This window comes from Umezawaea sp., from assembly GCF_036375055.1.
Taxonomy (GTDB): Bacteria; Actinomycetota; Actinomycetes; order Mycobacteriales; family Pseudonocardiaceae; genus Umezawaea.
The window spans coordinates 273,772-295,414 of sequence record NZ_DASUSQ010000046.1; the positions used below are offsets into that span (position 1 = coordinate 273,772).

Genomic DNA, 21,643 nt, shown 5'->3' on the forward strand with positions numbered 1-21,643 from the left:
AGACTATCCAAAGAGGAAGCATCACTCGTTTGGCCGACGGAAAGAGCAATTGAGACGGCAGATTGTGGGCATTCTTCTGGGAACGCTCCCGTGATAACGTGCCAAAGAGGTGAATGCCGCATACCAATCGGCACAAATACGCCATTGCCAAGAGCCGCCACCCGGTCCCTGTTCCGCACGGAGGGTGTCCCGATGCCGATGAGCACGACCTCTTCGCTGGTGATCAGGCTGCTCGGCCCGGTGCGCGCGTGGCGCAACGGCGTGGAGGTCGACCTCGGCACCGCGCGCACGCGCGCCGTGTTCACCGTCCTCGCTATGCGGGCGAACGACGCGGTCTCCAAGGACGAGCTGATCGACGGGGTGTGGGGCGACGCGCCGCCCGCGACCGCCGGAGCGAGCCTCCACACCTACATCTCCGCGCTGCGCCGGGCGCTGGAGCCGGAGCGGTCCAAGCGGTCGGCCGGGGTGGTGCTCACCTCGTCGGGAGCCGGGTACGCACTCCGACTGGACCGCGAGGCGCTGGACGTCCACCGCTTCGACCGGCACCGCGAACGGGCGGAGGTCCTGGCGCGGCACGACCCCGAGCGGGCGGTGGCCGAACTGGACGCCGCGCTGGCGCTGTGGGAGGGCGAGGCGCTGTTCTCCGTGACGGGCCGGTTCGCCGAGTCCCAGCGGTCGCGGTTGCACGAACTGCGACTGGCCGCCGTGGAGCGGCGCGCCGAACTGGCGCTGCTGCTGGGCTGGCACGCCGACGTGGCGGCCGATCTGGCGGGACTGGTGGTCGAGCACCCGCTGCGGGAAGGTCTGCGGGCGCTGCTGATGTCCGCGCTGCACCGAGGGGGTAGGCAGGCCGAGGCGCTGGAGGTGTTCCGCGACGCCCGGCACGTGCTGGCCGACGAGCTCGGCATCGAGCCCGGCCCCGCTCTGCGCGAGGCCCACCGCAGGGTGTTGGAGGGCGATGCGCCCCCACGCCCACCCGCGGCCGGACCGTCCCCGATTCCCCCGACCTCGTCCTCCGCCACTCCCCCGACGAGCGGGCCCCGACAGGCGTTGGAACCCCTGGTCGGTCGACGCCGGGAACTCGGGCTGCTGCGGCGCGCGGTGTCCGACGTGGCCGGTGGCCGCGGCGGGGTCCTGTGGCTGGAGGGTGAACCGGGCATCGGCAAGTCCTCGCTGCTGGCGGCCTGCCTGGCGGGCGCGGACGTCCGCGTGGCCAGGGCGGCGGCCGACGAGCTGGGCAGCCGCTTTCCCCTCCGCGTGGTGCTCGACGCCCTCGACGTGTCGGTCACGTCCCCCGACGCGCGCCGCGTCGAGCTGGCCCAGGACCTGCTGGCCGCGGCGGGCGACCGCGACGCCGCGGGCGACCCGGTGCTCACCGCCATCGATCGCCTGGTGGACCTGGTCCGCGAGCTGTGCGCGGAAGCCCCGCTGGTGCTGGCGCTCGACGACTTCCAGTGGGCCGACGAGGCCAGCGTGCTGCTGTGGCGCCGGCTGTCGCGCCTGGCGCACCGGCTCTCCCTGCTCCTGATCGCGGTGACGCGGCCGGTGCCGCACCGCGAGGACGTGGCGCGGGTGCGGCGCCTGGTCGTGGAGGCGGGCGGACTGGTCGTCCTCGGGCCGCTGGCGGACGACGAGGTCACCGCCCTGGTGACCGGTCTGGTGGGCGCCACACCCGGCCGGGGCCTGGACCGGCTCGCGGAATGCGCGGGGGGCAACCCGCTCTACGTCAAGGAAGTGGTCCACGCGTTGCTGCGTGAGAACGCCGTCACGTTCCACGCCGGGGTCGCCGAGGCGGGGGTGGTGGACCAGCACATGCCGACCTCGCTGGTGACGGCGCTGACCAGGCGGCTGGCGTTCCTCTCGGCGGAGGCACTGGACCTGCTGCGCCGGGCCGCGCTGCTGGGCACCGCGTTCGCGCCCGGTGACGCGGCGGTCGTGGCGGGGCAGTCGGTCCGCGAGCTGGTCGCCTCCGTGGAGGAGGCCATGGCGGCCGGCGTCCTGGTCGAGGTGGGCGCCACGTTCGCCTTCCGGCACCACCTGGTCCACCGCGCCCTCTACCTGGGCACCCCGGCCGCCGTGCGGGGCGCGCTGCACCGCCAGGCCGCCCAAGCCCTCGCGGCGGCCGGGTCGCCGGTCGACCTGGTCGCGCGGCAGCTGGCCACCGCGTCGACCGCGGTCGACCCCTGGGTGGTGGACTGGCTGGTCGCCAACGCCGACGCGGTCGCGACGCGAGACCCGGACCTGGCGGTCGCGCTGCTGCGGTCGGCCATCGCGCAGTCGGACGTGCCCGCGGGCGATCGGGAACGGCTCGCCGCCCGGCTGGCCCGCCTGCTGTTCGGACTCGGCCGCCGCGCCGACGCCGACGCCCGCTACGCGCTGGCCCGCGTCAGGGACCACGACCTGGTCGCCGAGTTGCGCTGGATCCTGGCCGCCTCGCACCACCGCGAGGGCCGCACCGCGGACGCCGCCGAGGTGCTGCGGGCAGCGGTCGCCGACCGTGCCACGCCGCCCGTCTGGCGGGCCCGCCTGGAGGCGCTGACCGCGGGCGTGCTGACCGGCGACGTGGGCGAGACCGCCGGACACCGGGCGCTGGAGCTGGCGCGGGAGGTGCGCGACGACTTCGCCGTGGCGCAGGCCAGGCACGGGCTGTGGCGGGCGGCGACAGCCCGCGGCGACCACGCCGAGGCGTTGCGGCAGGTCGACCAGGCCCTCGCGGTCCCCGTGGCCACGGAGGTCCACGCGGACCTGGTGGGCGACAAGGTGTTCACCCTCCAGCACCTCGACCGCCTGGACGAGGCCGATGAGCTGCTGCGCACGACGCGGCCCCACCTCGCCGCCGTGGCGCAGTGCTACTGGCGGGGTCGCTGGGCGGACGCGCTCGACCTGGTCGACGGCCACCGGGAGCCGACGCCGAGCCCCTGGCCCCGTGACCGCGGGCCGACGCCCCCCGCGCACGGCGTCGCCGCGCTCGTCGCGGTCCGCCAGGACCGGGTGGACGTGGCGCTGCGGCACCTGCGCGCCGGGGCAGACCACCGGGAGGACTTCGTGGACGACTTCCGAGCCGCCGCCGAAGCCGTCCTCGCCGAACGCGCCGAACGGGTGGACGACGCGCTCACCGCGCTGACCGGGGTGCTCGCGCCCGGCCGCGTGGCGCCCGACCTCCGGTGGCTGCCACTGCTGACGCGGTTGGCGCTGCTGGCGGACGACCGCGACGTGGCGGCACGTGCGGTCGATCGCGCCGAAGCGGTCGACGGGGCTGGTGCGGTGGCGCTGCGCTGCCGCGGGCTGGTGGACCACGACCCGGTCCTCGTGCTCGACGCGGTGGCCCGGTACCGGGAGGTGGGTCGGCCGGTGGAGCTGGCCGAGGCGCTGGAGGACGCCGCCGCGGTGCTGGCGGGGCACGGCAGCTGCGACGCGGCCGAGGCGGCGGTGCGGGAGGCCGTGGCGGTCTACCGCGGTTTCGGCGCGGAGTGGGACGCGCGGCGGGCCGGGGCCCGGTTGCGGCGCGTGGCCTGAAGAACCGCGGGGCGGGAGCTGGGAAGCGGGAGGGGTGTGCGCGTCGATCACGGCGGCACCAGCGGACGGGCGGGTGGGTGCGCGTCGGTGCGGTGAGCACGTTCGGCATCGGACGTGACCGCGACCCGGAAGACCTCCGGGAAGCAGGCGTGAGGACGTGCTCCGCGACCTGAGGAGCCTTGGGAGGGCGGGCGGGATGTCGGAGTTGCGGTTGGTCGTGCTGGGGCCGGTGCGCGCGTGGATCGGGAACCGGGAGGTGCCGCTGGGCTCGGCACACCCCAGAGCGGTGTTCGCGATGCTCGCGCTGCGCACGGGCGCGGCCGTGCGGCGGGACGACCTGGTGGCCGGGGTGTGGGGCCGAGACGCGCCCGCCACGGCGGAAGGCAGCGTCCACACCTACATCTCGTTGCTGCGCAGGGCCCTGGAGCCGGACCGGGCGCGCGGGGCGGCCTCGCGGGTGCTGGAGTCGGTCGGGTCGGGCTACCGCCTGCGGTGGGCGCAGGCCGCCTCGGACCTGGCGGAGTTCCGGGCGCTGCGGGCGCGGGGTCGGCAGCAGCTGGCCGACGGCGACGCGGACGCGGCACTGGGCTCGCTCGACGCGGCTCTGGGGCTGTGGCGGGGTGAGGCGCTGGCGGGCTTGAGCGGACCGTTCGCCGAGACCCGGCGGCGGGAGCTGGCCACGGAGCGGACCACCGCGCGGGAGCTGCGCGCCGAGGCGGCCCTGGCGACCGGCGGGCACACCGACGTGATCGCGGACCTCGGCGCGCTGGTCGCCGAGGAACCGCTGCGGGAACGGGCGCGCGAGCTGCTGGTGCTGGCCCTGCACCGCGACGGGCGCGGCGCGGAGGCGCTGGAGGTGTTCCGCGACGCCCGCCGGGTGCTGGTGACCGAACTGGGCGTGGAACCGGGGCCGGGGCTGCGCGCCGCGCAGCAGCTCGTGCTCAGCGGCACGCCCACCACTCCGGTTCCCCCGCGCCCCGCACCGCCGCGGGCTCCCACCGCCACCCACGCGTCCCCCGACCGCTCGGCACCTCATCGCCCAGCACCGCCGGATCTCCCAGCACCGCCGGACGCGGCACCGGTGGTCCGCACCTCCGACGAGCCGGTCCTGGTGGGCCGCCGCGCCGAGCTGGCCGCGATCTCGCGGGCGGTCGACGACCTGTCCGCCGGACGCGGCGGGACGCTGTGGGTCGAGGGTGAGATGGGCATCGGCAAGTCGGCGCTGCTGGCCGTCGCACTGGCACGGGCCGGGCTGGCGGGGCACCCGACGGCCCACGCCGTGGCCGACGAGATGGACGGCCGCTTCCCCCTCCGGCTCGCTCTGGACGCCCTGGACGTGGATCCCGCCGCCGCCGACCCGCGGCGCGCGGCCGTGGCTCGGGTGCTGCGCGAGCGGCAGTCCGTCGGATCGATCTTCGCGAGCGGCGACCCGGTCGCGGTCGGCGTCGACCGGCTGGTGGCCCTGGTGGAGGCGCTGTGCGCCGACGCACCCCTGGTGCTGGTGCTGGACGACCTCCAGTGGGCCGACGAGGCCAGCACCGAGGTGTGGCGCAGGCTCGGCGCGCTGACCCGGCACCTACCGCTGCTGCTGCTGGGCGCGGCGCGCCCGGTGCCGCACCGGCCGGAGGTGGCCCGCCTGCGCCGCGTCACGGAGTCCGGTGGTGGCGTGGTGCTGGACCTGGCGCCGTTGGCGGACGCGGACGTGGCGGACATCGTCCGGCGGCGGGTGGGCGCACCGCCCGGTCCGGCGCTGCGCGAGATCGCCGCGCGGACGGGCGGCAACCCGCTGTGCGTGCGGGAGGTCGCGGACGCCCTGCTGCGCGAGCGGCTGGTGGTCGTCGGCACCGACGTGGCCGAGGTGGACGAGCACGCCTTCGACCGGGTCCCCGGTTCGCTGGTGTCCGCGGTCGACGGGCGCCTGGACCTGGTCTCCGCCCCCACGCGCGAGGTGCTGCGGTGGGCGGCGCTGCTGGGCTGCGAGTTCTCGGTCGACGATCTGGCCGTCGTGCTGGGCCGCCCGGTGGCGGACCTGGTGACGCCGTTCGAGGAGGCCGCCGCGGCGGGGGTGCTGCGCGATGCCGGGACGCGCATCGCGTTCCGGCACCCGGTGCTGCGGCAGGCGCTGCACGAGAGGACACCCGCGGCGCTGCGCGACGTCCTGCACCAGCAGGCCGCGCAGGCGCTCGCGCAGGCCGGGGCACCGGTCGACCACGTGGCCGAGCAGTTGCTGGCCGCGTCCGGGGACGTCGGAGCGTGGGTGGTGGACTGGCTGCTGGTGCGGGCGCCCGCGCTGGTCTGCGAGGCGCCGCTGGTCGCGGTCGAGCTGCTGCGGCGGGCGCTGCGGTCCACGGCCGTGCCCGACGAGCGCGCCGCGACGCTGCGGGCGCACCTGAGCAGCGCGCTGTTCCGGATCGGCCGGGACGCCGAGGCCGAGGACCACGCCCGGCGGGCCCTGCCGCGGCTGCGCGACCCGGACCGGATCGCGGAGGTCCAGTGGACGACGGCCTACGTCCCCTTCCGCGCGTCACGGCCGGAGCAGGCGCTGACGTCGCTGCGGGACACGCTGGCCGACCCGGCGCTGCCCGACGCGTGGCGGGCCCGGCTGCTGTCGCTGCTGGCGCTGGTGCAGCGCGCCGGGCTCGACGACCTCGACGCGGCGGCGACGAGCGCGCGCGAGTCCATCGAGGTCGGGGAACGCGCGGCCGACCCGTTCGCCATCGGCCAGTCCCTGGAGGTGCTCTGGCAGGTCGACGCGGCGCGGCGCGACTACGTGAGCGCGCTCGCCTACCTGGACCGGGCGCTGGACGTGGTGGGCACCGACGTCAGCCTCACCGACCTGAAGCTGGTGCTGCTGGACAACCGCGTGTTCACGCTCCAGTGCCTGGACCGGCTCGACGAGGCGACCGACGCGGTGCGGCTGGCGTTCGACGCGGCCAAGCAGGGCGCGCCCGTGGCGGCCCTCCAGGTCGGCGCGGCCGTTCACCAGTTCTGGCTCGGCGGGTGGAACGAGGCGGTGGACCGCCTCGGCGCGGCGCTCGGGGACCACTCGGGCATCACCGGGTTCGGCCTGCGCGAGGGCGGGTTGATGCTGCTGCACGGCGTCGCCGCGCTGATCGCCGCGCACCGGGACGACGACCTGGCGCTCAGGCGGCACCTGCACGCGGGTCTCACGCTGCCCCTGGCGACCGCGGCGAACCGGGAGAACTGCGACTTCCTGGTGGCGGCACGGGCCGCCGCGGCGTACCGGAACGGCGACCACGCCGACGCGATCGGGTTGCTGGGCGGGATCCTCGACACCCGCTACGCCCAGATGATGCTGCGGCACCAGTGGCTGCCCGATCTGGTCCGGGTGGCGCTCGACTGCGACGACCGGGCGACGGCCCGCGCCGCCGTCGAGGCCTGCGAGGCCGAGGCGGCCAGGGAACCGATCGCGGCCAGGGCCGCCGCGGCGGCGCGGCGATGCCGCTGCGTGCTGGCGGAGGACCCGGACGGGCTCACGGAGGTCGCCGCGCACTACCGCTCGGTGGGCCGGGTGTTCGAGTCGGCGCAGACGCTGGAGGACCGCGCGGTCCTGCTCGCCCGACGGGGGCGGGATCCTGAGGCCGGCGCGGCGCTGCGCGAGGCGGTCGGTCTCTACCGCGGCCTGGGCGCGGCGTGGGACGTCCGCCGGGCCACCACCCGCGTCGGCTGAGCACCGACGCGCTGTCCCGCCATCACCGGCCCCGGTCGTCGACCAGGCGACCGGTGGTGCGCAACCGATCCGTCCGCTCGGCGCGGTACGTCGGCGCACCCCCGGTCCGTCCACACTGAGCGGCACGTCAGCACATCCCCGATCCGTCCACACTGAGCGGCACGTCAGCACATCCCCGATCCGTCCACTCCACGCGGCACGTCAGCACATCCCCGGTCCCTCCTCCTGCGGCGCGGCGCCGTGCCCGCGGCGAGTCCGCCCCGCCCCTCCGCGGGTGGAGTGCTACTCATCCCCCTCCGCCGGGGCGCCGATCACCCCATCGGCCGACATCACCCAGTCCCTGCCCGGCCGGGCGACCCGCGCCCCGGTCGTCTCCCGCGCTCCTCGCCGCACCAGGTACACCACCCGTCTCGGCCGGGCACGTTCCCGTTTGGCAGCCAGGGCCTCGTCCACCTCAGATCATCCCCTTCCGCAGTGCGTAGGCGACCGCGTGCGGCCGGTTGCGCAGGTTGAGCCTGGTGGTCAACCCGTAGAAGACGTTCTTGATCGTGCGCTCGGCGTAGCACAACCTGTCCGCGATCTCGGCGGTGCCCAGACCGTCGGCCATCAACCGCAGCACGTCGGCCTCGCGCGGCGTCAGCTTGGGCACGCTCGTGTCCGGCGACACCAGGGCCCGCTGGAGCCGCTCCACGTGCTTGAGCAGCTCCGCCACCAGGCTGGGCGGCATGACCCCGCCGCCCGAGGCCGCCGCCAGAACACTGCGCAGGACTCCCGCGCCGGTCGCGGCGGTGCGGGGCAGGATCGCCACCACCCGGTGCTCCACCGCGGCGAGCACGTCCCTCTCGCCGACCTCGTCGAGCACCAGCACCACCGGCGCCCCGATGTCGGTGGCCACCCGCCGCAGTCCGGTCAGCACCTCCGGGCTGATCCGGTCGACGGCGACCACGACCACGTTCGCCGTCGCCCGCTGGTCCCAGTCCAGGACCTCGATCTCGGCCCGCCCGCCGAGGTAGCTGGTCAACCCCGCCATGCTCAGGTGATCCGCCGTCTGGACGACGACCCGAACTCGTTCCACCGCTGCCTCCACAGGTCCGGTTCCCGATCCCGAGTCTGCGAGGCGCGGCTTCACGCGCTCTCCAACGCGTCTACAAGAGTTCTTCACGGCCCTCGCGCCGACTCCGCCGCCAATCCCCCGCACCGCACCGCACCGGTCCCGGTCACGGGCGGCGGAAGAACTCGACCTCGCCGAGCGCCACGCACCTGCCCGCGCCCAGTCCCGCGGCGGACTTCACGACCAGGCGCACCGCGATGACGTCGCTGATGCCGGTGTCGGTGCGCTGCGGGCCCGGCTGGTCGTTCAGCGCCACCGCGATCGTGCGGGAAACGCCCCCGGAGCCGGTCACGACCAGGTCCACGGCCGTGGGCCGGGCCTGTTCGCGGAACTGCTCGGGCTGCGCCGAGGCGCCCGTGTGCACGACCACCGACAGCAGCCGGAACGGCTGGTCGAAGGTGAACTCGATCGCGTCGCCCACGGCGGGCGCTCCCCAGTACCGGTTCGACAACCCGTCGACGGCGGCCGACGCCGGGTGGTCGGGCACCTCGGCGGTGGCCGAGGTGCGCGCGGGCGCGACCGGCACGGGGTCGGCCAGCCGGTCGCGCAGGTCCTCGAACAGATCCGCCGCCTTCGGGTAGAACACGATTCCGGCGACCACCACCGCGGCGACCACGAGCAGCGCGGCCAGCCTGCGCAGCCACCGGGAGGTGTCGCCGCGGCGCGCGCGTCGGCGGCGACCCGCGACGGCGACCGCGGTCCCGCCATCCAGCGGTGTGGCACACCGGCGGCAGAACCGGCGGCCCGGCGGGTTGGTGGTGCCGCACACCGGGCAGGGCGGGCCGTCCACCTCGATCTCGCCGCCGGAGGTGGGCAGCGGGCGCTTGGCCTCCGGTCTCCCCGGCAGAACAGGGCCCAGCACCACGGTCGACGGACCTTCGCCCACCGCCACCTCCGATCCGGCGGCCGTCCGGACCCGAGCGGCTTCGGGCCTGCTCCCGGCAGCGGTGGCGCGGGCGTCGAGTTCGTCGGTGGTCGACGTCCCGCCGTCCTTCCCGAAGCGCGACCGGACCCACGCGCGCCAGCGGGCCCACAGGCCTGGCCGAGCGGTGGCCGGGTCCTCGGGCTCACGTTGCAGACCGACCGCCGAGCCCAGCTCCGCCTGGTCGGAGGGTCCTTCCCCGATGGCCGTCCCGATCCGGGACGCCAGGTGGTCCTCCTCCGACCGCCCCGCCGCCGGTCGCTCCCCGGCCGCCGGGTCCCGGTCGTCGTCCGGATCGCCGCCCGCGTCCGCTTCCCCGTCGGCCGCCCGTCCGTCCGTGCCCGCCGACTGCCCGCCCGCCGACTCCCCCACCACGGCCTGCTGCCCGGTCGGGACCTCCCGCACGACCGGAGCCTGGTGCGCGGCCTGCTCCGCTCCCGTCCCCACCGCCGAGGCCGTCCCGGTCACCCCGCCCGCACCGGCTCGCTCCGACCGAGCGGCCTCGGCGGTCCACCCCAGGTAGGTGCCGCAGTTGCCGCAGAAGTCGTCGCCGTCCCGCACGGACGCGCCGCACTGCGGGCACGAGCGCACCACGGCCATCACCCCCCACCCGCGGGCGGCCCGGCCAGCACCTCGACCGCGCACCGGACGTGCACCGGGCACACCGCGCCGACCAGCGCCTCGACCCGGTCCCGATCCACCGGACCGGACGACCCCGGCCACACCCGCACCACGACCACGTCGACCGCCGGACCGGGCAGCGGCGCGTCGGGCGTGCCCGACCAGCGCACCCCCGGACCGTCCGCCACGTCCGCGCGCACCCCCAACGACATCTCCAACCGCTCGACGAGCCCGGACACCGTGCCGCGCTTGCGGTGCAGCTCCACGGCCCGCCGCACCAGGGCGCGCCGCAGGGGCTCCGGCCACGCCGGGTCCAGCCCTGCCGCCACCCACGACGACAGCCACGCCAGGAAGTCCTCCGGTGCCAGTCCGGGGTCCAGGTAGGCCGGCAGGTTGTCCAGGGTGGACAGCACCGCCGACAGCACGGCGTCCAGACCGGAGGTGAACCGCTGCGCGAAGTCGTCCGCCGCGAACAGCGCGGGCAGCATGTCCCCCAGCGGGTGCCTGCTCGGCAGCTCCGGCAGCGCGGCCCTGGTCACGACGCGCCTACCTCGACCTGGTGCTGGTGGGAGAAGACCAGCGCGTTGGGCGCGACGTCCAGCCGGTCCACCGGCGCACCCCGCACCCCGGTGATCGGGTTCGCCGGGAACATCCGGATCTCGTCCACCAGCAGCACCCCCGGCACCGCTTGGAGCACCGAGAACACCTCACCGAACTGCACCGGCCTGCCGAAGTCCCACCCGACGCCGTCCGGTCCACCGCGCAGCGGGTTGAGGTAGCGGTGCAGCGCGGCCAGCGCGGCCTCGCGGACCCGGTTGACGTCGGTCGCGGTGAGCCGGGCCACCACCGTGATGCCCTGGTAGCGGGGCGGTTCCACGACCAGCCGGGTACCGAGCAGGCGCCGCTCGTCCAACCGGCGGGAGACCGCGGCCAGCACCTCGTCGGAGGGCACAAGCTGCTCGAACCGCAACCGGTCGCCCTCGTCGGCCACCGCGTCGGGCACCACCAGCACCCGCGCCGCCCCCACCTCGCCCTCCACCGGCAGGCAGCGCACGCGCGCCAGCGACGGCGCGGCCTGCCGCGCGATCAGCTCGTGGTCCTCCGCGGTGACCGCGCGGTCCTGCACCCGCAACTGGTTGGGCGCCCGCACCTTCGCCTCGGCCACCGTCTCGGCGTCCACCCCGCCGATCGCGGCCTCCCGGTTCTCCACCGCCGAGACGTAGGGCACCGAGCTGCGCAGCACCGAGATCGTGCCGCGCGCCACGTTGCCCGACCGGCCACCGCCGGTGCGGTAGCGCGGCACCCTCAGCACCGCGCCCTTGGGCGGCACCGCGCCGTAGCGGCGCAGCGTCCCGTCCGCCTCGCGCACCGCGGGCGGGAACAGGAACTCGCCGCTCGACGCGTCGAGCACCACGTGGCGGTCGTCGGGGCCGGACAGGCCGAAGTCCTCCACCACCGCCCAGTCCTCCCACCCCTCGCCCGCCGAGACCCGCACGACCACCGGGTCGCCGTCCAGCAGCACCGGGGCCCTGGGCGCGGTGAACCGCTGGCCGGGCACGCCCGCGGACTCGCCGAGCGGCACGTCCGCCTCGGTCTCGGCGTGCTCGGCGGCGGTGGTGCCGCCGATGGTGTAGGCCTCGGCCTCGCGGACCGTCGGGGACTCCGAGTAGAACGGCTGGCCGGGCACCGGTTCGGTGACCCGGCAGCGCAGCCAGCCCGCACGCCGGCCGGCGACCACCGACATGGTGTGGCCGCCCGGCACGTGCAGCAGGACCTCACCCGGCCGGTTGAGACCGCCGGTGCCGTCCTCGTCCACCTCGCAGGCGACCCAGTCCCCGCCGTCCCACGCCTCCCACACCAGCGGCGGCTGCCGCGGGTCGACACCGACGCCCTCGACCCGGCTCTCCAGCCTCAGCACCACCGCGCAGTTCGGCACGGCGGCGGTGAGCCCGAACAGGGTGGCGTCACCGGGCACGGGCGAGGCCTGGAAGCACGCCACGTCCTTGCCCGACTCCAGGTCTCGGGTGCGGTCGGTGTGCTCGCCCGACGCGGACCGCGTGACCAGGCGCGCCAGTTCGCAGGGCACGATCGGCAGCTCCCCGGTGGTGGCGAACACGATCGCCTCGGCGAACTCGGTGCTCACCGTCGCCACCTCGGTGCCCGCGGGCAGCGACACGGTCTCCACCTGCGGCGCGGACAGCCAGAACGTCACCAGGGCGCGGGCCGCCGTGGGCGGGAACAGCCGCACGCCCAGCAGGTCCAGGAACGCCAGGTAGTTCTTCTCCGGCACCCGGTTGAGCCGGTAGACCAGCTGGTCGACCATGTGCGCGAAGGTCTCGATGAGGGTGATGCCGGGGTCGGACACGTTGTGGTCCGTCCACTCCGGACAGCTCTGCTGGACGTAGCGCTTGGCCTCGTCCACGAACTGCTGGAAGCGCCGGTCGTCCAGGTTGGGCGCTGGCAACGCCATCAGCCCGCCTCCCCTTCCTCGGAGGGGATCGTGTAGAACGGGAAGACCAGGTTGCGCTGGTCGTTCGTGGACTTCACGGTGTAGTGGATCTCGATGTAGAGCGTGCCGACGTCGACCGAGTCGAACGCCACGACCACGTCGGCCACGTCGATGCGCGGCTCCCACCGGTCCAGGGCGGCGCGCACCTCGCGCGAGATGCGCCCGGCGGTCGCACCGTCGGCCGTGGCGAACACCAGGTCGTGGATGCCGCAGCCGAACTCCGGGCGCATCGGGCGTTCGCCGGGCGCGGTGCCCAGGACCAGCCGGATGGCCTCCTGGATCTCCTGGTCGCGGTCGACCATGCCGATGCCGCCGGTGGCGCCCGCCCGCAGCGGGAAGCCCCAGCCGCGTCCGATGAAGTCGGCGCTCACAGGGGACCCCCGATCTGCACCGTGCCGGGGCGCGGCGCCAGCTTGGCCTTGCAGGTGGTCTCGTCCATGGCCGCGGCGGCGGCCAGGCCCCCGATGAGGACGCCGCGGCGTGCGATGGTCGGCGAGATCAGGATGATGTTGGGGGCCGCGTTGTGCGGCACCACGGCGCACACGTGCACGCAGTTGATCGTCGCGGCGGGCTTGCCCTCGATCAGCACCGTCATCAGCCGGGCCGCCGACAGCGGGTTCAGCGGCGGGCCGATGGTGCCTGCGTGCAGCGTCTTGTCGCCCTGTCTGGCAGCGGTGGGCATGTCGCGATCTCCTCACGTGGTCAGTTGAGCTTGATGAGGGCGCCCTTGAGCGTGAGCACGCCCTGCCCGGCGTCGATGGTGATGCCGGTGCTGGTCAGCGACACCGAGCTGAGCACGCGCGCGCCGCCCGGTCCGCGCACGAACAGGTCGATCTTGTTGCGCTTCTCGTCGAGCACGACCTCCAACCGCTTGTCGCCGGAGGCCAGCCGGACACCCGACCGCACCGTGCCGTCCAGCAGTTCCACCCGGTTGCCGGTGCGCGAGACCAGTGAGCGGCGGTTGACCTTGCCGCGTCTGCCGTCCACCAGCGGCAGGTCGTGCGCCGAGGGCTTGTCCACGCCGTTGTAGAGCCCGCCGATCACGTAGGGCCGGTCCAGGCTGCCCTGCTCGAACCCGACCAGCACCTCGTCGTTGACCTCGGGGCTGAACACCCCGCCGCCGCCCGCCCCGCCCCACTGCACGGTGCGCACCCAGTCGGTGACGTACTTGTCGTCCAGCCACGGGAACGTCAGCCGCACCCAGCCGCGCTGGCCGCCCGCCTCCTTGATGTCGGTGACGATGCCGGTGGCCAGGCCGGGCATGCGCGGGCTGCGGGCAGGCGCGTTGCCGCCGGTGACCAGGCCCGCGAGCGAGCGGTCGTAGGAGGAGCTGACCGTCAGCGTGGTGTAGTAGCCGGTCTCGGGCTCCAGCACGTGCCGCGCCGCGGTCACGGTGTAGGCGCCGTCGAAGTCCTTGCCGGAGTTGGTCAGCGCCACCGGGTCGCCCGCGCGGAGCTTGGGGTTGCCGGTGACGACGGCCTCCAGTTCCCCGTAGCCCGCGCTGGTGGACGCCTCCAGCGAGCGCGCCGCTCGGGTCGCCTCGGCCTGCGTGGCGTACGGCGTGTCGGTGACGAGCAGGGGCGCCTGGGTGCGGAAGGCCGCGTTGGCCTCGCTCGCCTTCAAACCAGGCCTGACGGTCTTGCTCAAGGTGTTGGGGCACACCGCGACCAGCGCCTTCTTGGTGGCCACGTCCCAGCCGCGCACCTCGACGCCGTTGGCCTGGTCCGCGGTGGTCAGCACGGCGCGCAGCGCGACGGTGTTCTCGCCGAGCTCCAGCACGTGCGGGTCGTTCGTCGTCTTCGGCTTGGGCGCCTTGCTCGCCGACGTGAGCTTGACGAACTCCAGCCGCCCCGTCTCGTCGACCCGGACCACGGCGTCGTGCTCCCGCGCGAGCATCTGGAGGAAGTCCCAGTCCGACACGCCCGCCTGGCTCAGGTGCTGGTAGGTGACGCCCGCGACGTCGAGCCTGCCCGCGGTCAACCCGGCGTCCTTGACGACCTTCCGCACGACGGCCGCCGCCGACATGTTGCGGAACGCCTGGACCTTGCGACCCCGCATCAGGCGGTGCGCCCGGCTCATCGCCCGGATCACGGTGTACTGGCCGGTGCGGTCGCGGTCCAGCTCCAGCGCGGTGACCTCGCCGGAGAACACCTGCTCGGTGGTGGTGACGCTCGAGGCCGCCAGCGACACCACGAGCTCGGTGCCGATCGTGATGCGCGTCTCCTTGAGCAGATCGTTCTTCTCGTCGGAGTACGTCAGCACGGCGCAGTCGGGCAGGCCGACGTTCTCGTCCACCACGCAGCGGACCAGTTGGTCGGCCTCGGCGATCAGCGGGATGCCGTTCGCGCGCACCAGCGCGCTCGCGGCGATGTTGTCGCCCTCCACGTCCGGCCCGGTCATCGGTCCTCCCCTGTCTCTCCCGCCACACCCGGTACCAGCAGTTCCGTGCCGGGGACCAGGACCATGGGGTCGTCGATGTCGTTGGCTTCCGCGATCACCCGCCAGGCCGTCGCGTCGCCGTACTCGCGCCACGCCAGCTGCGGCAGGCTGTCCCCGGCGACCACCCGGTGCGTCCGCCGGGCCTCGCGCGAGCCGGACGTCGGGTTCTGGCCGGGCGTGCCCGCCCCCGCCTCCTCGATGGCCAGCGAGCAGGTGGCGCGCAGCGGCTTGCCGTCCACGTCGAACAGCGAGTAGTCCACCGACAGGCTGGACAGCACGCCGTCGAAGGACACCGACGTGGCGGTGCCCCACTCGAAGCGGACCCACGGGCTCGCGGGCTTCTTCTTGCGCAGGCTGGCCTTCGTGGGCACGCAGGCGATCATCAGCTTCTCCACCCGCTCCTCCACCGAGTTGTCGTGCTCGGCGGTCGCGTCCAGGAACACGTCCACGCTCAACGACCGCGGCCCGCTGCCGACGAACTCCGGCAGCGACGCCTGGCCCGCCATCCGCGCCGGTTTCCGCCGCCACTCGACGCTCTTGCTCAGCGCCAACTTGTTCGGGTTGAACTGGAACTTGACCGTGGCCAACCGCGCCCCCGGCTTGGCACCGCTCCTGGCGGGCGGTTCCATGATCACCAGCTGCGCCTTGACGAGGCCCGAACCGAAGTACGCCTTCGCCGCCTTGCCCGCCTTGCCCGCGATCACCCCGACCTTCGATGCCACGGTCCGCCTCCTCCCGTCGCCGCGCTCAGTCGTCGCTGGACGCCTGGAGGCCCTCGTGGGCGAACTCCAGCGTCTCCACGGCGGCCTGCGACCGGCTCGGGTCGAAGGTCGGCCCCTGCCAGCGGATCGGGATGATGCCCATCACCTGCCAGCTGACGATCGGGGTCAGGTCCGGGGCCAGCGCGACGATCTCGCCGTCCTCGCGGTCGGCCTCCTTGATGACCTCGTTGAACCACTTGAGGACCTTGGCCGAGTCACCGGTCACCGGGCGGGTCATGGTGATGTTGGACCAGGTGATGCGCGAGGGCAGGCTCCAGCTGAACCCGTTGTTGCCGCCCTCGGCGTACTGCTCGACCTCCACCGTCGCGCCGAGGCCGTCGCAGGTGTGGAACATGCCGAGGTCGTCGTCGGCGATGGTCAACCGGAAGAAGACGCTGCTGGCGAAGACGTCGTCGCTCATGGAAGTGCTCCTCGTTCGGGCCGGTCAACGGCGGCGGTCGTGCAGTCGGCCGGTGCGTTCGCGGCCCTGGCGCAGCTCGGCGCGCAGCAGCCTGCCGAGCGGGTCGAGCAGCCTGCGGGCCAGTTCGTCGAGATCCGGGTCGACCCGCTTCGGGCGGGTGGAGCGCGCGGGCTCGGTCACCGGGGCCTCGGGCCAGGCCCCTGGCATCCTCGGTTCGGGGTCCGACGACGCGCCTGCCGGTGCCCGCTGCACCTGCGCGCCCGCCGACCACCTCACCGGGACGGGGGCCGAGGTCGGTCGCGGAGCCGCCGGGTCGCTCGATGCGCGGTCCCGGCCGATCGGGGTCGGCACGCCGGTCGGGTGCGGGCGGGCGACCGCCGGGAGCTTCGGGCCGCCGTCGAGCGGTCGGGGCGGCGTCGGCCGCACCACGGCGGGCGCGCCGCTCCCCGCGGGTCGGGGCGAACGGCCGACGTGCCGCTGGACGTGGGGGTGAGAGGCGGGACCGGTCGCCCGCTGGACGGCCACCGACGACGCCATCGAGGTCGGTGCCGAGATCGGCGTGGGGGTCGAGATCGGGGTCGAGTTCGGGGTCGGCGCGAAGGTCGGCGTCGGCATCGGTGTTGGTGTCGGCGCGAAGGTCGGTGACGGGCTCGGCGCGAAGGTCGCTGCCGGGGTCGGGGTCGCCGCGGAGGTTGATGCCGGTGCCGCGCTCGGGGCCGTGCCGCCCGGCCGCGCCCGGCCCGAACCGGTCGGCCCGTGCGCGCCCGCCCGCCCCTTCACCACCGGCGTCGGCGCGTTCGGGCGGCTGAACCACCGCGTCCGCGGGGACGTCTCGCCGGAGCTGGTAGGCCTCGGCGCGGCCGTGCGTCGACCGACCGACCCGCGACCACCGTCCGCCGGGACTCCCCGGTCCGCGGACCGCAGGCGCGCCGTCGGCGCGGGATCCGAACCGGTCGCCTCCCGCCCGGCGCCCGCCCACCGCGGGCGGACCACGGGCCGCCCCGCCGCGCGCCGCACCGGCTGGGGCAGCCCTGCGGCGGTGCTGGTGGTGAGGGGCCGTTGAGCGATCAGGGGCAGCACCCGCGGACCGTGCGTTCCGCCCCGTGGTGTGGACCGGTGAGGCTCATCCGCCGCGGGCCCCGTGGAGCCCACGTGCGCCGCGGAGGGCACGGGACCACCGGGTGCCGCGTGCGCCGCGGAGCCCCCGTGCGCCCCGGAGGGCACGGGACCACCGGGTGCCGCGTGCGCCGCGGAACCCCCGTGCGTCCCGGCCCCCGCCCGCGCGGCAGGCGTCGGCGACCGCTGGACGGTCGCCTCCCCGGCCGGGAGCCGGGTCACCGGCACCACCGGCAGCCGGGTCGCACCCGGTCCGGCCGGTGCCCGGTCGGTCGTGAACGCGTCGCCGGACCGCCGCGCCGTCGGCATCGTGCCGTCGAGCGCACGCCGCACCGGGCGGTCCACCCCCAGCGGTGGCAGCACCTCCGCTCCCGGGAGCGGGCCGCGCCCGTCACCGGCGCGCCGCACCGGTCCGCCCGCCGTGGTCGCCCGCCGGGAAGACGACCCACCGCTCGGGGACGACTCCGGCTCGTCAGCCGCCGAACCCCGCACGGCCGGTGCGTTCGCCCCACCGGCCGCGGGCTTCGGCGAACGTGCCCCCGCCGGGGTCGCGGTGGCCGGCAGTCCCGCGAGGGGTGCGCCGATCCCGGTGCCCCGCTCGGGTCGCGGCGCCGCGTCGGGCTTCGGTCCCGCGCCGCGCTGCACCGCGGGCGGACCGCCGGCCTGAGCCGCCACCGACCGGACCACCGGTGTCGGCCCACCGACGCCGGGTGGGTTCGACCGCGGCACCGACGACGAGCCCGCCGCTCCGAACGGCACCTGTGCCGTCGGCGGCATCGCGGTCAACGGTTCCCCGAGCACCGGCACGGATCTCGGCCTCGGCGCGGCCTCCGCGGGCCCGGGCCGCCCGCCCGCCGGGGCCACCGGCACGCTCGGGTCCTTCCCCGCCGCACCACCGACCACGGGCAGCGAGCGGACCGGCATCACCGGCCGCCCGGCGACGGTCAACGGCGGCCGGACCGGTCGCAACCGGACCACCTCGGCGATGCCACCCGTCGACCTCGCCCCATCCGTCCGCCCGGCGCCGGACCCTGCCGAACCCATCACCACCCCACCGGCGCGCAACGCCACGGCAGCGGCCACGGCCTCGCCTCCACCCGACGACGTCGGGCCGACCACCGCGCCACCGGTGCTCGAAGACTCCACCGCGGCACCAGCACCGGAAGACCCGGCCGCACCACCGGAACACCCGGTCGCGCCACCACCGGACGACCCGGTCGAACGCCCTCCACCGGAGGGCTTCGACCCGCCGACCGCACTCCGCCGCACCAGCGGCGCGGCACCGGCACGAGGAGCCTTCGGCACGGCCGCCTCGACCACGTCACCGGACACCCCCGTCCGCGCAGGACCGACCGCCTCCTCGCTCTCCCGGCGCCAGGCCACCAGCAGCGGTCCGCCACCGGAGTACCGGGACCGCTCGGCCACCTCCGGACCGGTCATCCCGCCGACCAACCCGGCTGGGGCGTCGGCGTGCACCGAGTGCCCCAGCTCGCCGCCGAACCGGTGGTCCCGCCAGGACGCCAACCCGTCCCGGAAGCCCAGCCCGTCGCCGACGGCGATGCCGCTGCGCTGGATCACCCCGCTCAGCGGCGCGACGGCACGCCACCCGCCGTCCCACGCGGGACGCTCCGGTGCCGCCGAAGCGGTGACCCGCGCGGCCACCGGCTCCCGCGCGGCGCGGGAACCGCGCCGCCACCGATCCCGGAAGAACCCCACCGGGTCACCTCCCTTCGTTCACCCTGGTGTTGATGCGCGCGATCTCGCGGACCCAGCTCTGGCGCTCGTGGTGCGCCAGGTCGAGGATCTCCTCGCGCGGCCAGTGGAAGTGGTAGGCCACGTACGCGACCTCTTCGAGCAGCCGGTCGGCCGCGTACGTCACGATTCCCCCAGGCGACCACCGGCGAGGTCGACCTCGAACGCGGTGCCGCACGACGGGCAGGACACACCCGCCCTGGTGTGGCCCTCGCTGTTGATCCGCCGGTAGAAGTCCTGGAGGAAGGCGATGTCGGTGGCGTACATCTGCTCCACCACCCCGGCGTGGACCTCGCGGACCGTGCCCAACCGGGTGATGACCTGGCTGAGCAGCACCACGCTGAGGTAGCCGGGGTTCTCCTTGACCCGCAGGTCGATCTGGGGCCGCAGCTCGTCGCGCGCCGTGGCCAGGCGCATCCGGCCGTGCCGGTGCACCACGCCGTCGGGGTCCACGTAGCCCCGCGGCAGTTCGAAGTCGAACTCCGTGCGCAGGCCGCCGTGCGCGCTCGGCGCGGCCGACCGCTCCGGCTCGTCGCTGGGCTCGACCAGCTCGTCGAGCTGGTCGAGCGCGATCGTCCGCCGCCTCATTCGACCGTGATCTCCTCGAACACGAGGGTCACCTTCTCGGTGGCGGCACTGGATTCGCCCGCCTTGAACGAGGGGCCCTCCCACTTGCTGGCCCACGCGCGGAAGAGCGTCATCCGGCGGACCGTGTTGCCCTCGGTGTCCTTGACCTCGATGGTGATGTCCTGTCGGGCCGCGGTGACCGCGCCCTTCTCCAGGGTTTCCTTGAGCCAGTTGGTGAACGTGACGCTCTGGTCCAAGCCCCTGGTGAGCGTCACCTCACCACCCTTCTGCGCACCGGGTTGCTTGCGCAGCACCGGTTTGCCGGTCGAGGTGACCTGGGAGACCTCGACGACGTCCTCCTCCACGGTCAGCCCGCTGACCTCCTGGAGGGACTCGACGGTGAACCCGCCGAGCTGGACGCCGAAGATGTGGGTGGAAAGAGCATCGCCCTCTGCCATGGGTGGTGCCGCCTTTCTGGTTCACGCGCCCGCGCGGGACGGCTCATTCGCTGACGAGGCTGGTGCTGTCGGAGAACTGCGACAGCTGGAAGACCACGAACTCGGCGGGTTTGACCGGCGCCACGCCGATCTCGCACACGACCTGGCCGAGGTCGATCGACTCCCGCGGGTTGTTCTCCCGGTCGCACTTGACGTAGAAGGCCTCCGCCGGGGTGCGGCCGAACAGCGCGCCCCGCCGCCACTGCTCGGTGAGGAAACCGGTGATGTTGCGCCGGATGCTGGCCCACAGGCGGTCGTCGTTGGGTTCGAACACCACCCACTGCGTGCCCAGCAGGATCGACTCCTCCAGGTAGTTGAACAGCCGGCGCACGTTGAGGTAGCGCCACGCCGGATCGGAGGACAGCGTGCGGGCGCCCCAGACCCGGATGCCGCGACCGGGGAACGAGCGCACGCAGTTGACGCCGATCGGGTTGAGCAGGTCCTGCTCGCCCTTGCTGACGTTGATCTCCAGGTCCACCGCGCCGCGGATGACCTCGTTGGCGGGCGCCTTGTGCACGCCGCGCTCGTCGTCGTTGCGGCTCCACACTCCCGCGATGTGCCCGGCGGGCGGCACGAGGGTGTTGCGCCCGCCGGCCGGGTCGAAGACCTTGATCCACGGGTAGTACAGGACGGCGTACTTGGAGTCGTAGTTCGCGTCGTCCATCCGCCAGGCCCGGACCTTCTGCGCGGTGAGCCCTGGCGGCGCGTCGAGCAGCGCGACCCGGTCGCCCATCTGCTCGCAGTGCGAGATCATCGCCAGTTGGACGGTCTTGACGCCCTCCAGGTCGATCAGGCCGCGCTGGTAGGCGCTCATCAGGTCCGGCGCCACCACCATGGTGACCTCGTCGACGCTCTCCAGGCCACCCATGCCGGTGCGCGCCTCCGGGTCGCCGAGGTACTCCCCGGTGTCCAGCTTGGCCACCGCCTTCGACGGGGCCGGCGTGTCGGGCAGCGTGACCTGCTGCTTGTCCGGACGCGCCAGTGCGCCGCCGGACCGCTCGGTCACCCGGATGAACTTGGAGCGTTCGGACACCTGCGTGGCGACGTAGTTCTTGACGTTCTTCCTGGTGGAGACGTCGTGGGTCTCCACCACCTTGCCGCCCTGCTTGACCAGCAGCTTGAAGCGGTCCTCCGGGGGGTTCTCGCCGTCGGCGTCGGCCACCTCGACCGAGATGTCCGAGCCCGTGCCGGGCAGCGCCGCGACGTGCAGGCCGCCCAGTTCGGCCGGGGCGGGCGCGGCGGGCTCGGGGTCGGCCCCCGCCTGGGCGCCGCCGACGCGCACCACGTACGCCGCGCCGCCGCCGTTGGCGAAGTAGCCGTACATCGCGTGCGGAAGGTAGGCGTCCTCGGTGAAGCCGCCGAAGAGCTGGGCGTACTGGTTCCAGTTCGACACGAGGGTCGGCCGGTGGAAGGGCCCGCGCTCGGCGAAGCCGACGAAGGCGGCCACCGCGGTGCCGACACCCTCGATCGGTCGCGCCCCGGACTGGACCTCCTCCACGTAGACGCCCGGTGAGAGGTACTGCGGCATGGTCGCTCCCCTGTCTTTCCGCTCCGCTCTGGCACTTCACAGCCTGCTGCGACCGCGCGGGCAAGGGCAGGGTCGGCGGACCACGACCGAGGGCAATGCCGTTGCCCGAAGGGACACGCGCGGTCCGGGCACACCGAAGCGCCCCGGCGCGGTGGGCGCCGGGGCGTGGGGGGCGGTCATGGGCGACGGATC

The 21,643-nt window shown here is 74.7% G+C and carries 16 protein-coding genes; 2 read left to right on the top strand and 14 right to left on the bottom strand.

Going from position 1 to position 21,643, the window contains the following annotated elements; all coding sequences use genetic code 11:
* The first annotated feature begins 198 nt into the window (after positions 1–198).
* Positions 199–3,516 carry a BTAD domain-containing putative transcriptional regulator gene (locus VFZ92_RS14555; protein WP_330876434.1) on the top strand — a complete coding sequence of 1,106 codons (3,318 nt, stop codon included), beginning with the start codon at positions 199–201 and terminating at the stop codon, positions 3,514–3,516.
* A gap of 196 nt (positions 3,517–3,712) precedes the next feature.
* Entirely contained in the window at positions 3,713–7,207 is a 3,495-nt protein-coding gene (locus VFZ92_RS14560; RefSeq protein ID WP_330876435.1) for a BTAD domain-containing putative transcriptional regulator, read from the top strand.
* Between the two features lie 454 nt (positions 7,208–7,661).
* On the opposite strand, the gene VFZ92_RS14565 is transcribed toward VFZ92_RS14560, so the two are convergent.
* The 14 genes from VFZ92_RS14565 to VFZ92_RS14630 form a co-directional block, all read right to left on the bottom strand.
* Positions 7,662–8,282 carry a response regulator transcription factor gene (locus tag VFZ92_RS14565; RefSeq protein WP_330876436.1) on the bottom strand — a complete coding sequence of 207 codons (621 nt, stop codon included), beginning with the start codon at positions 8,280–8,282 and terminating at the stop codon, positions 7,662–7,664.
* 142 nt (positions 8,283–8,424) lie between these two features.
* Positions 8,425–9,840, bottom strand: coding sequence for an NADase-type glycan-binding domain-containing protein (locus VFZ92_RS14570; protein ID WP_330876437.1), 1,416 nt, complete (start codon positions 9,838–9,840; stop codon positions 8,425–8,427).
* Positions 9,840–10,400 carry a phage tail protein gene (locus VFZ92_RS14575; RefSeq protein ID WP_330876438.1) on the bottom strand — a complete coding sequence of 187 codons (561 nt, stop codon included), beginning with the start codon at positions 10,398–10,400 and terminating at the stop codon, positions 9,840–9,842. The genes VFZ92_RS14570 and VFZ92_RS14575 overlap by 1 nt, the downstream gene beginning before the upstream one ends.
* Entirely contained in the window at positions 10,397–12,331 is a 1,935-nt protein-coding gene (locus VFZ92_RS14580) for a putative baseplate assembly protein (protein ID WP_330876439.1), read from the bottom strand. Before VFZ92_RS14580 ends, VFZ92_RS14575 begins: the two co-directional genes overlap by 4 nt.
* The gene (locus VFZ92_RS14585; protein WP_330876440.1) at positions 12,331–12,741 is read right to left on the bottom strand and encodes a GPW/gp25 family protein; all 411 of its coding nucleotides are present in this window, start codon (positions 12,739–12,741) and stop codon (positions 12,331–12,333) included. Before VFZ92_RS14585 ends, VFZ92_RS14580 begins: the two co-directional genes overlap by 1 nt.
* Positions 12,738–13,052: a PAAR domain-containing protein gene (locus tag VFZ92_RS14590; RefSeq protein ID WP_330876441.1), complete on the bottom strand. Its 315-nt coding sequence runs from the start codon at positions 13,050–13,052 to the stop codon at positions 12,738–12,740. The genes VFZ92_RS14585 and VFZ92_RS14590 overlap by 4 nt, the downstream gene beginning before the upstream one ends.
* Before the next feature lie 20 nt (positions 13,053–13,072).
* Entirely contained in the window at positions 13,073–14,770 is a 1,698-nt protein-coding gene (locus VFZ92_RS14595) for a VgrG-related protein (protein WP_330876442.1), read from the bottom strand.
* Positions 14,767–15,531 carry a LysM peptidoglycan-binding domain-containing protein gene (locus VFZ92_RS14600; RefSeq protein ID WP_330876443.1) on the bottom strand — a complete coding sequence of 255 codons (765 nt, stop codon included), beginning with the start codon at positions 15,529–15,531 and terminating at the stop codon, positions 14,767–14,769. The genes VFZ92_RS14595 and VFZ92_RS14600 overlap by 4 nt, the downstream gene beginning before the upstream one ends.
* 25 nt (positions 15,532–15,556) lie before the next feature.
* Positions 15,557–15,991, bottom strand: a complete 435-nt coding sequence (locus VFZ92_RS14605; protein WP_330876444.1) for a phage tail protein — start codon at positions 15,989–15,991, stop codon at positions 15,557–15,559.
* A 24-nt stretch (positions 15,992–16,015) separates the two neighbouring features.
* On the bottom strand, positions 16,016–18,823 hold the full coding sequence (locus VFZ92_RS14610) for a hypothetical protein (RefSeq protein ID WP_330876445.1): 2,808 nt from the start codon (positions 18,821–18,823) through the stop codon (positions 16,016–16,018).
* A 4-nt stretch (positions 18,824–18,827) separates the two neighbouring features.
* Positions 18,828–18,986 (bottom strand): DUF6760 family protein, encoded by a 159-nt coding sequence (locus VFZ92_RS14615; RefSeq protein WP_176947121.1) that lies wholly within the window; start codon positions 18,984–18,986, stop codon positions 18,828–18,830.
* Entirely contained in the window at positions 18,983–19,447 is a 465-nt protein-coding gene (locus VFZ92_RS14620) for a hypothetical protein (RefSeq protein WP_330876446.1), read from the bottom strand. Before VFZ92_RS14620 ends, VFZ92_RS14615 begins: the two co-directional genes overlap by 4 nt.
* On the bottom strand, positions 19,444–19,884 hold the full coding sequence (locus tag VFZ92_RS14625) for a phage tail protein (RefSeq protein ID WP_330876447.1): 441 nt from the start codon (positions 19,882–19,884) through the stop codon (positions 19,444–19,446). Before VFZ92_RS14625 ends, VFZ92_RS14620 begins: the two co-directional genes overlap by 4 nt.
* A 43-nt stretch (positions 19,885–19,927) precedes the next feature.
* Positions 19,928–21,451, bottom strand: a complete 1,524-nt coding sequence (locus VFZ92_RS14630) for a phage tail sheath family protein (protein WP_330876448.1) — start codon at positions 21,449–21,451, stop codon at positions 19,928–19,930.
* Positions 21,452–21,643: the final 192 nt, after the last annotated feature.

Coding starts and splice junctions, on each gene's coding strand:
- VFZ92_RS14555 (WP_330876434.1), top strand. CDS start 199: ATGAGCACGACCTCTTCGCTGGTGATCAGGCTGCTCGGCCCGGTGCGC.
- VFZ92_RS14560 (WP_330876435.1), top strand. CDS start 3,713: ATGTCGGAGTTGCGGTTGGTCGTGCTGGGGCCGGTGCGCGCGTGGATC.
- VFZ92_RS14570 (WP_330876437.1), bottom strand. CDS start 9,840: ATGGCCGTGGTGCGCTCGTGCCCGCAGTGCGGCGCGTCCGTGCGGGAC.
- VFZ92_RS14580 (WP_330876439.1), bottom strand. CDS start 12,331: ATGGCGTTGCCAGCGCCCAACCTGGACGACCGGCGCTTCCAGCAGTTC.
- VFZ92_RS14590 (WP_330876441.1), bottom strand. CDS start 13,052: ATGCCCACCGCTGCCAGACAGGGCGACAAGACGCTGCACGCAGGCACC.
- VFZ92_RS14595 (WP_330876442.1), bottom strand. CDS start 14,770: ATGACCGGGCCGGACGTGGAGGGCGACAACATCGCCGCGAGCGCGCTG.
- VFZ92_RS14605 (WP_330876444.1), bottom strand. CDS start 15,991: ATGAGCGACGACGTCTTCGCCAGCAGCGTCTTCTTCCGGTTGACCATC.
- VFZ92_RS14620 (WP_330876446.1), bottom strand. CDS start 19,447: ATGAGGCGGCGGACGATCGCGCTCGACCAGCTCGACGAGCTGGTCGAG.
- VFZ92_RS14625 (WP_330876447.1), bottom strand. CDS start 19,884: ATGGCAGAGGGCGATGCTCTTTCCACCCACATCTTCGGCGTCCAGCTC.
- VFZ92_RS14630 (WP_330876448.1), bottom strand. CDS start 21,451: ATGCCGCAGTACCTCTCACCGGGCGTCTACGTGGAGGAGGTCCAGTCC.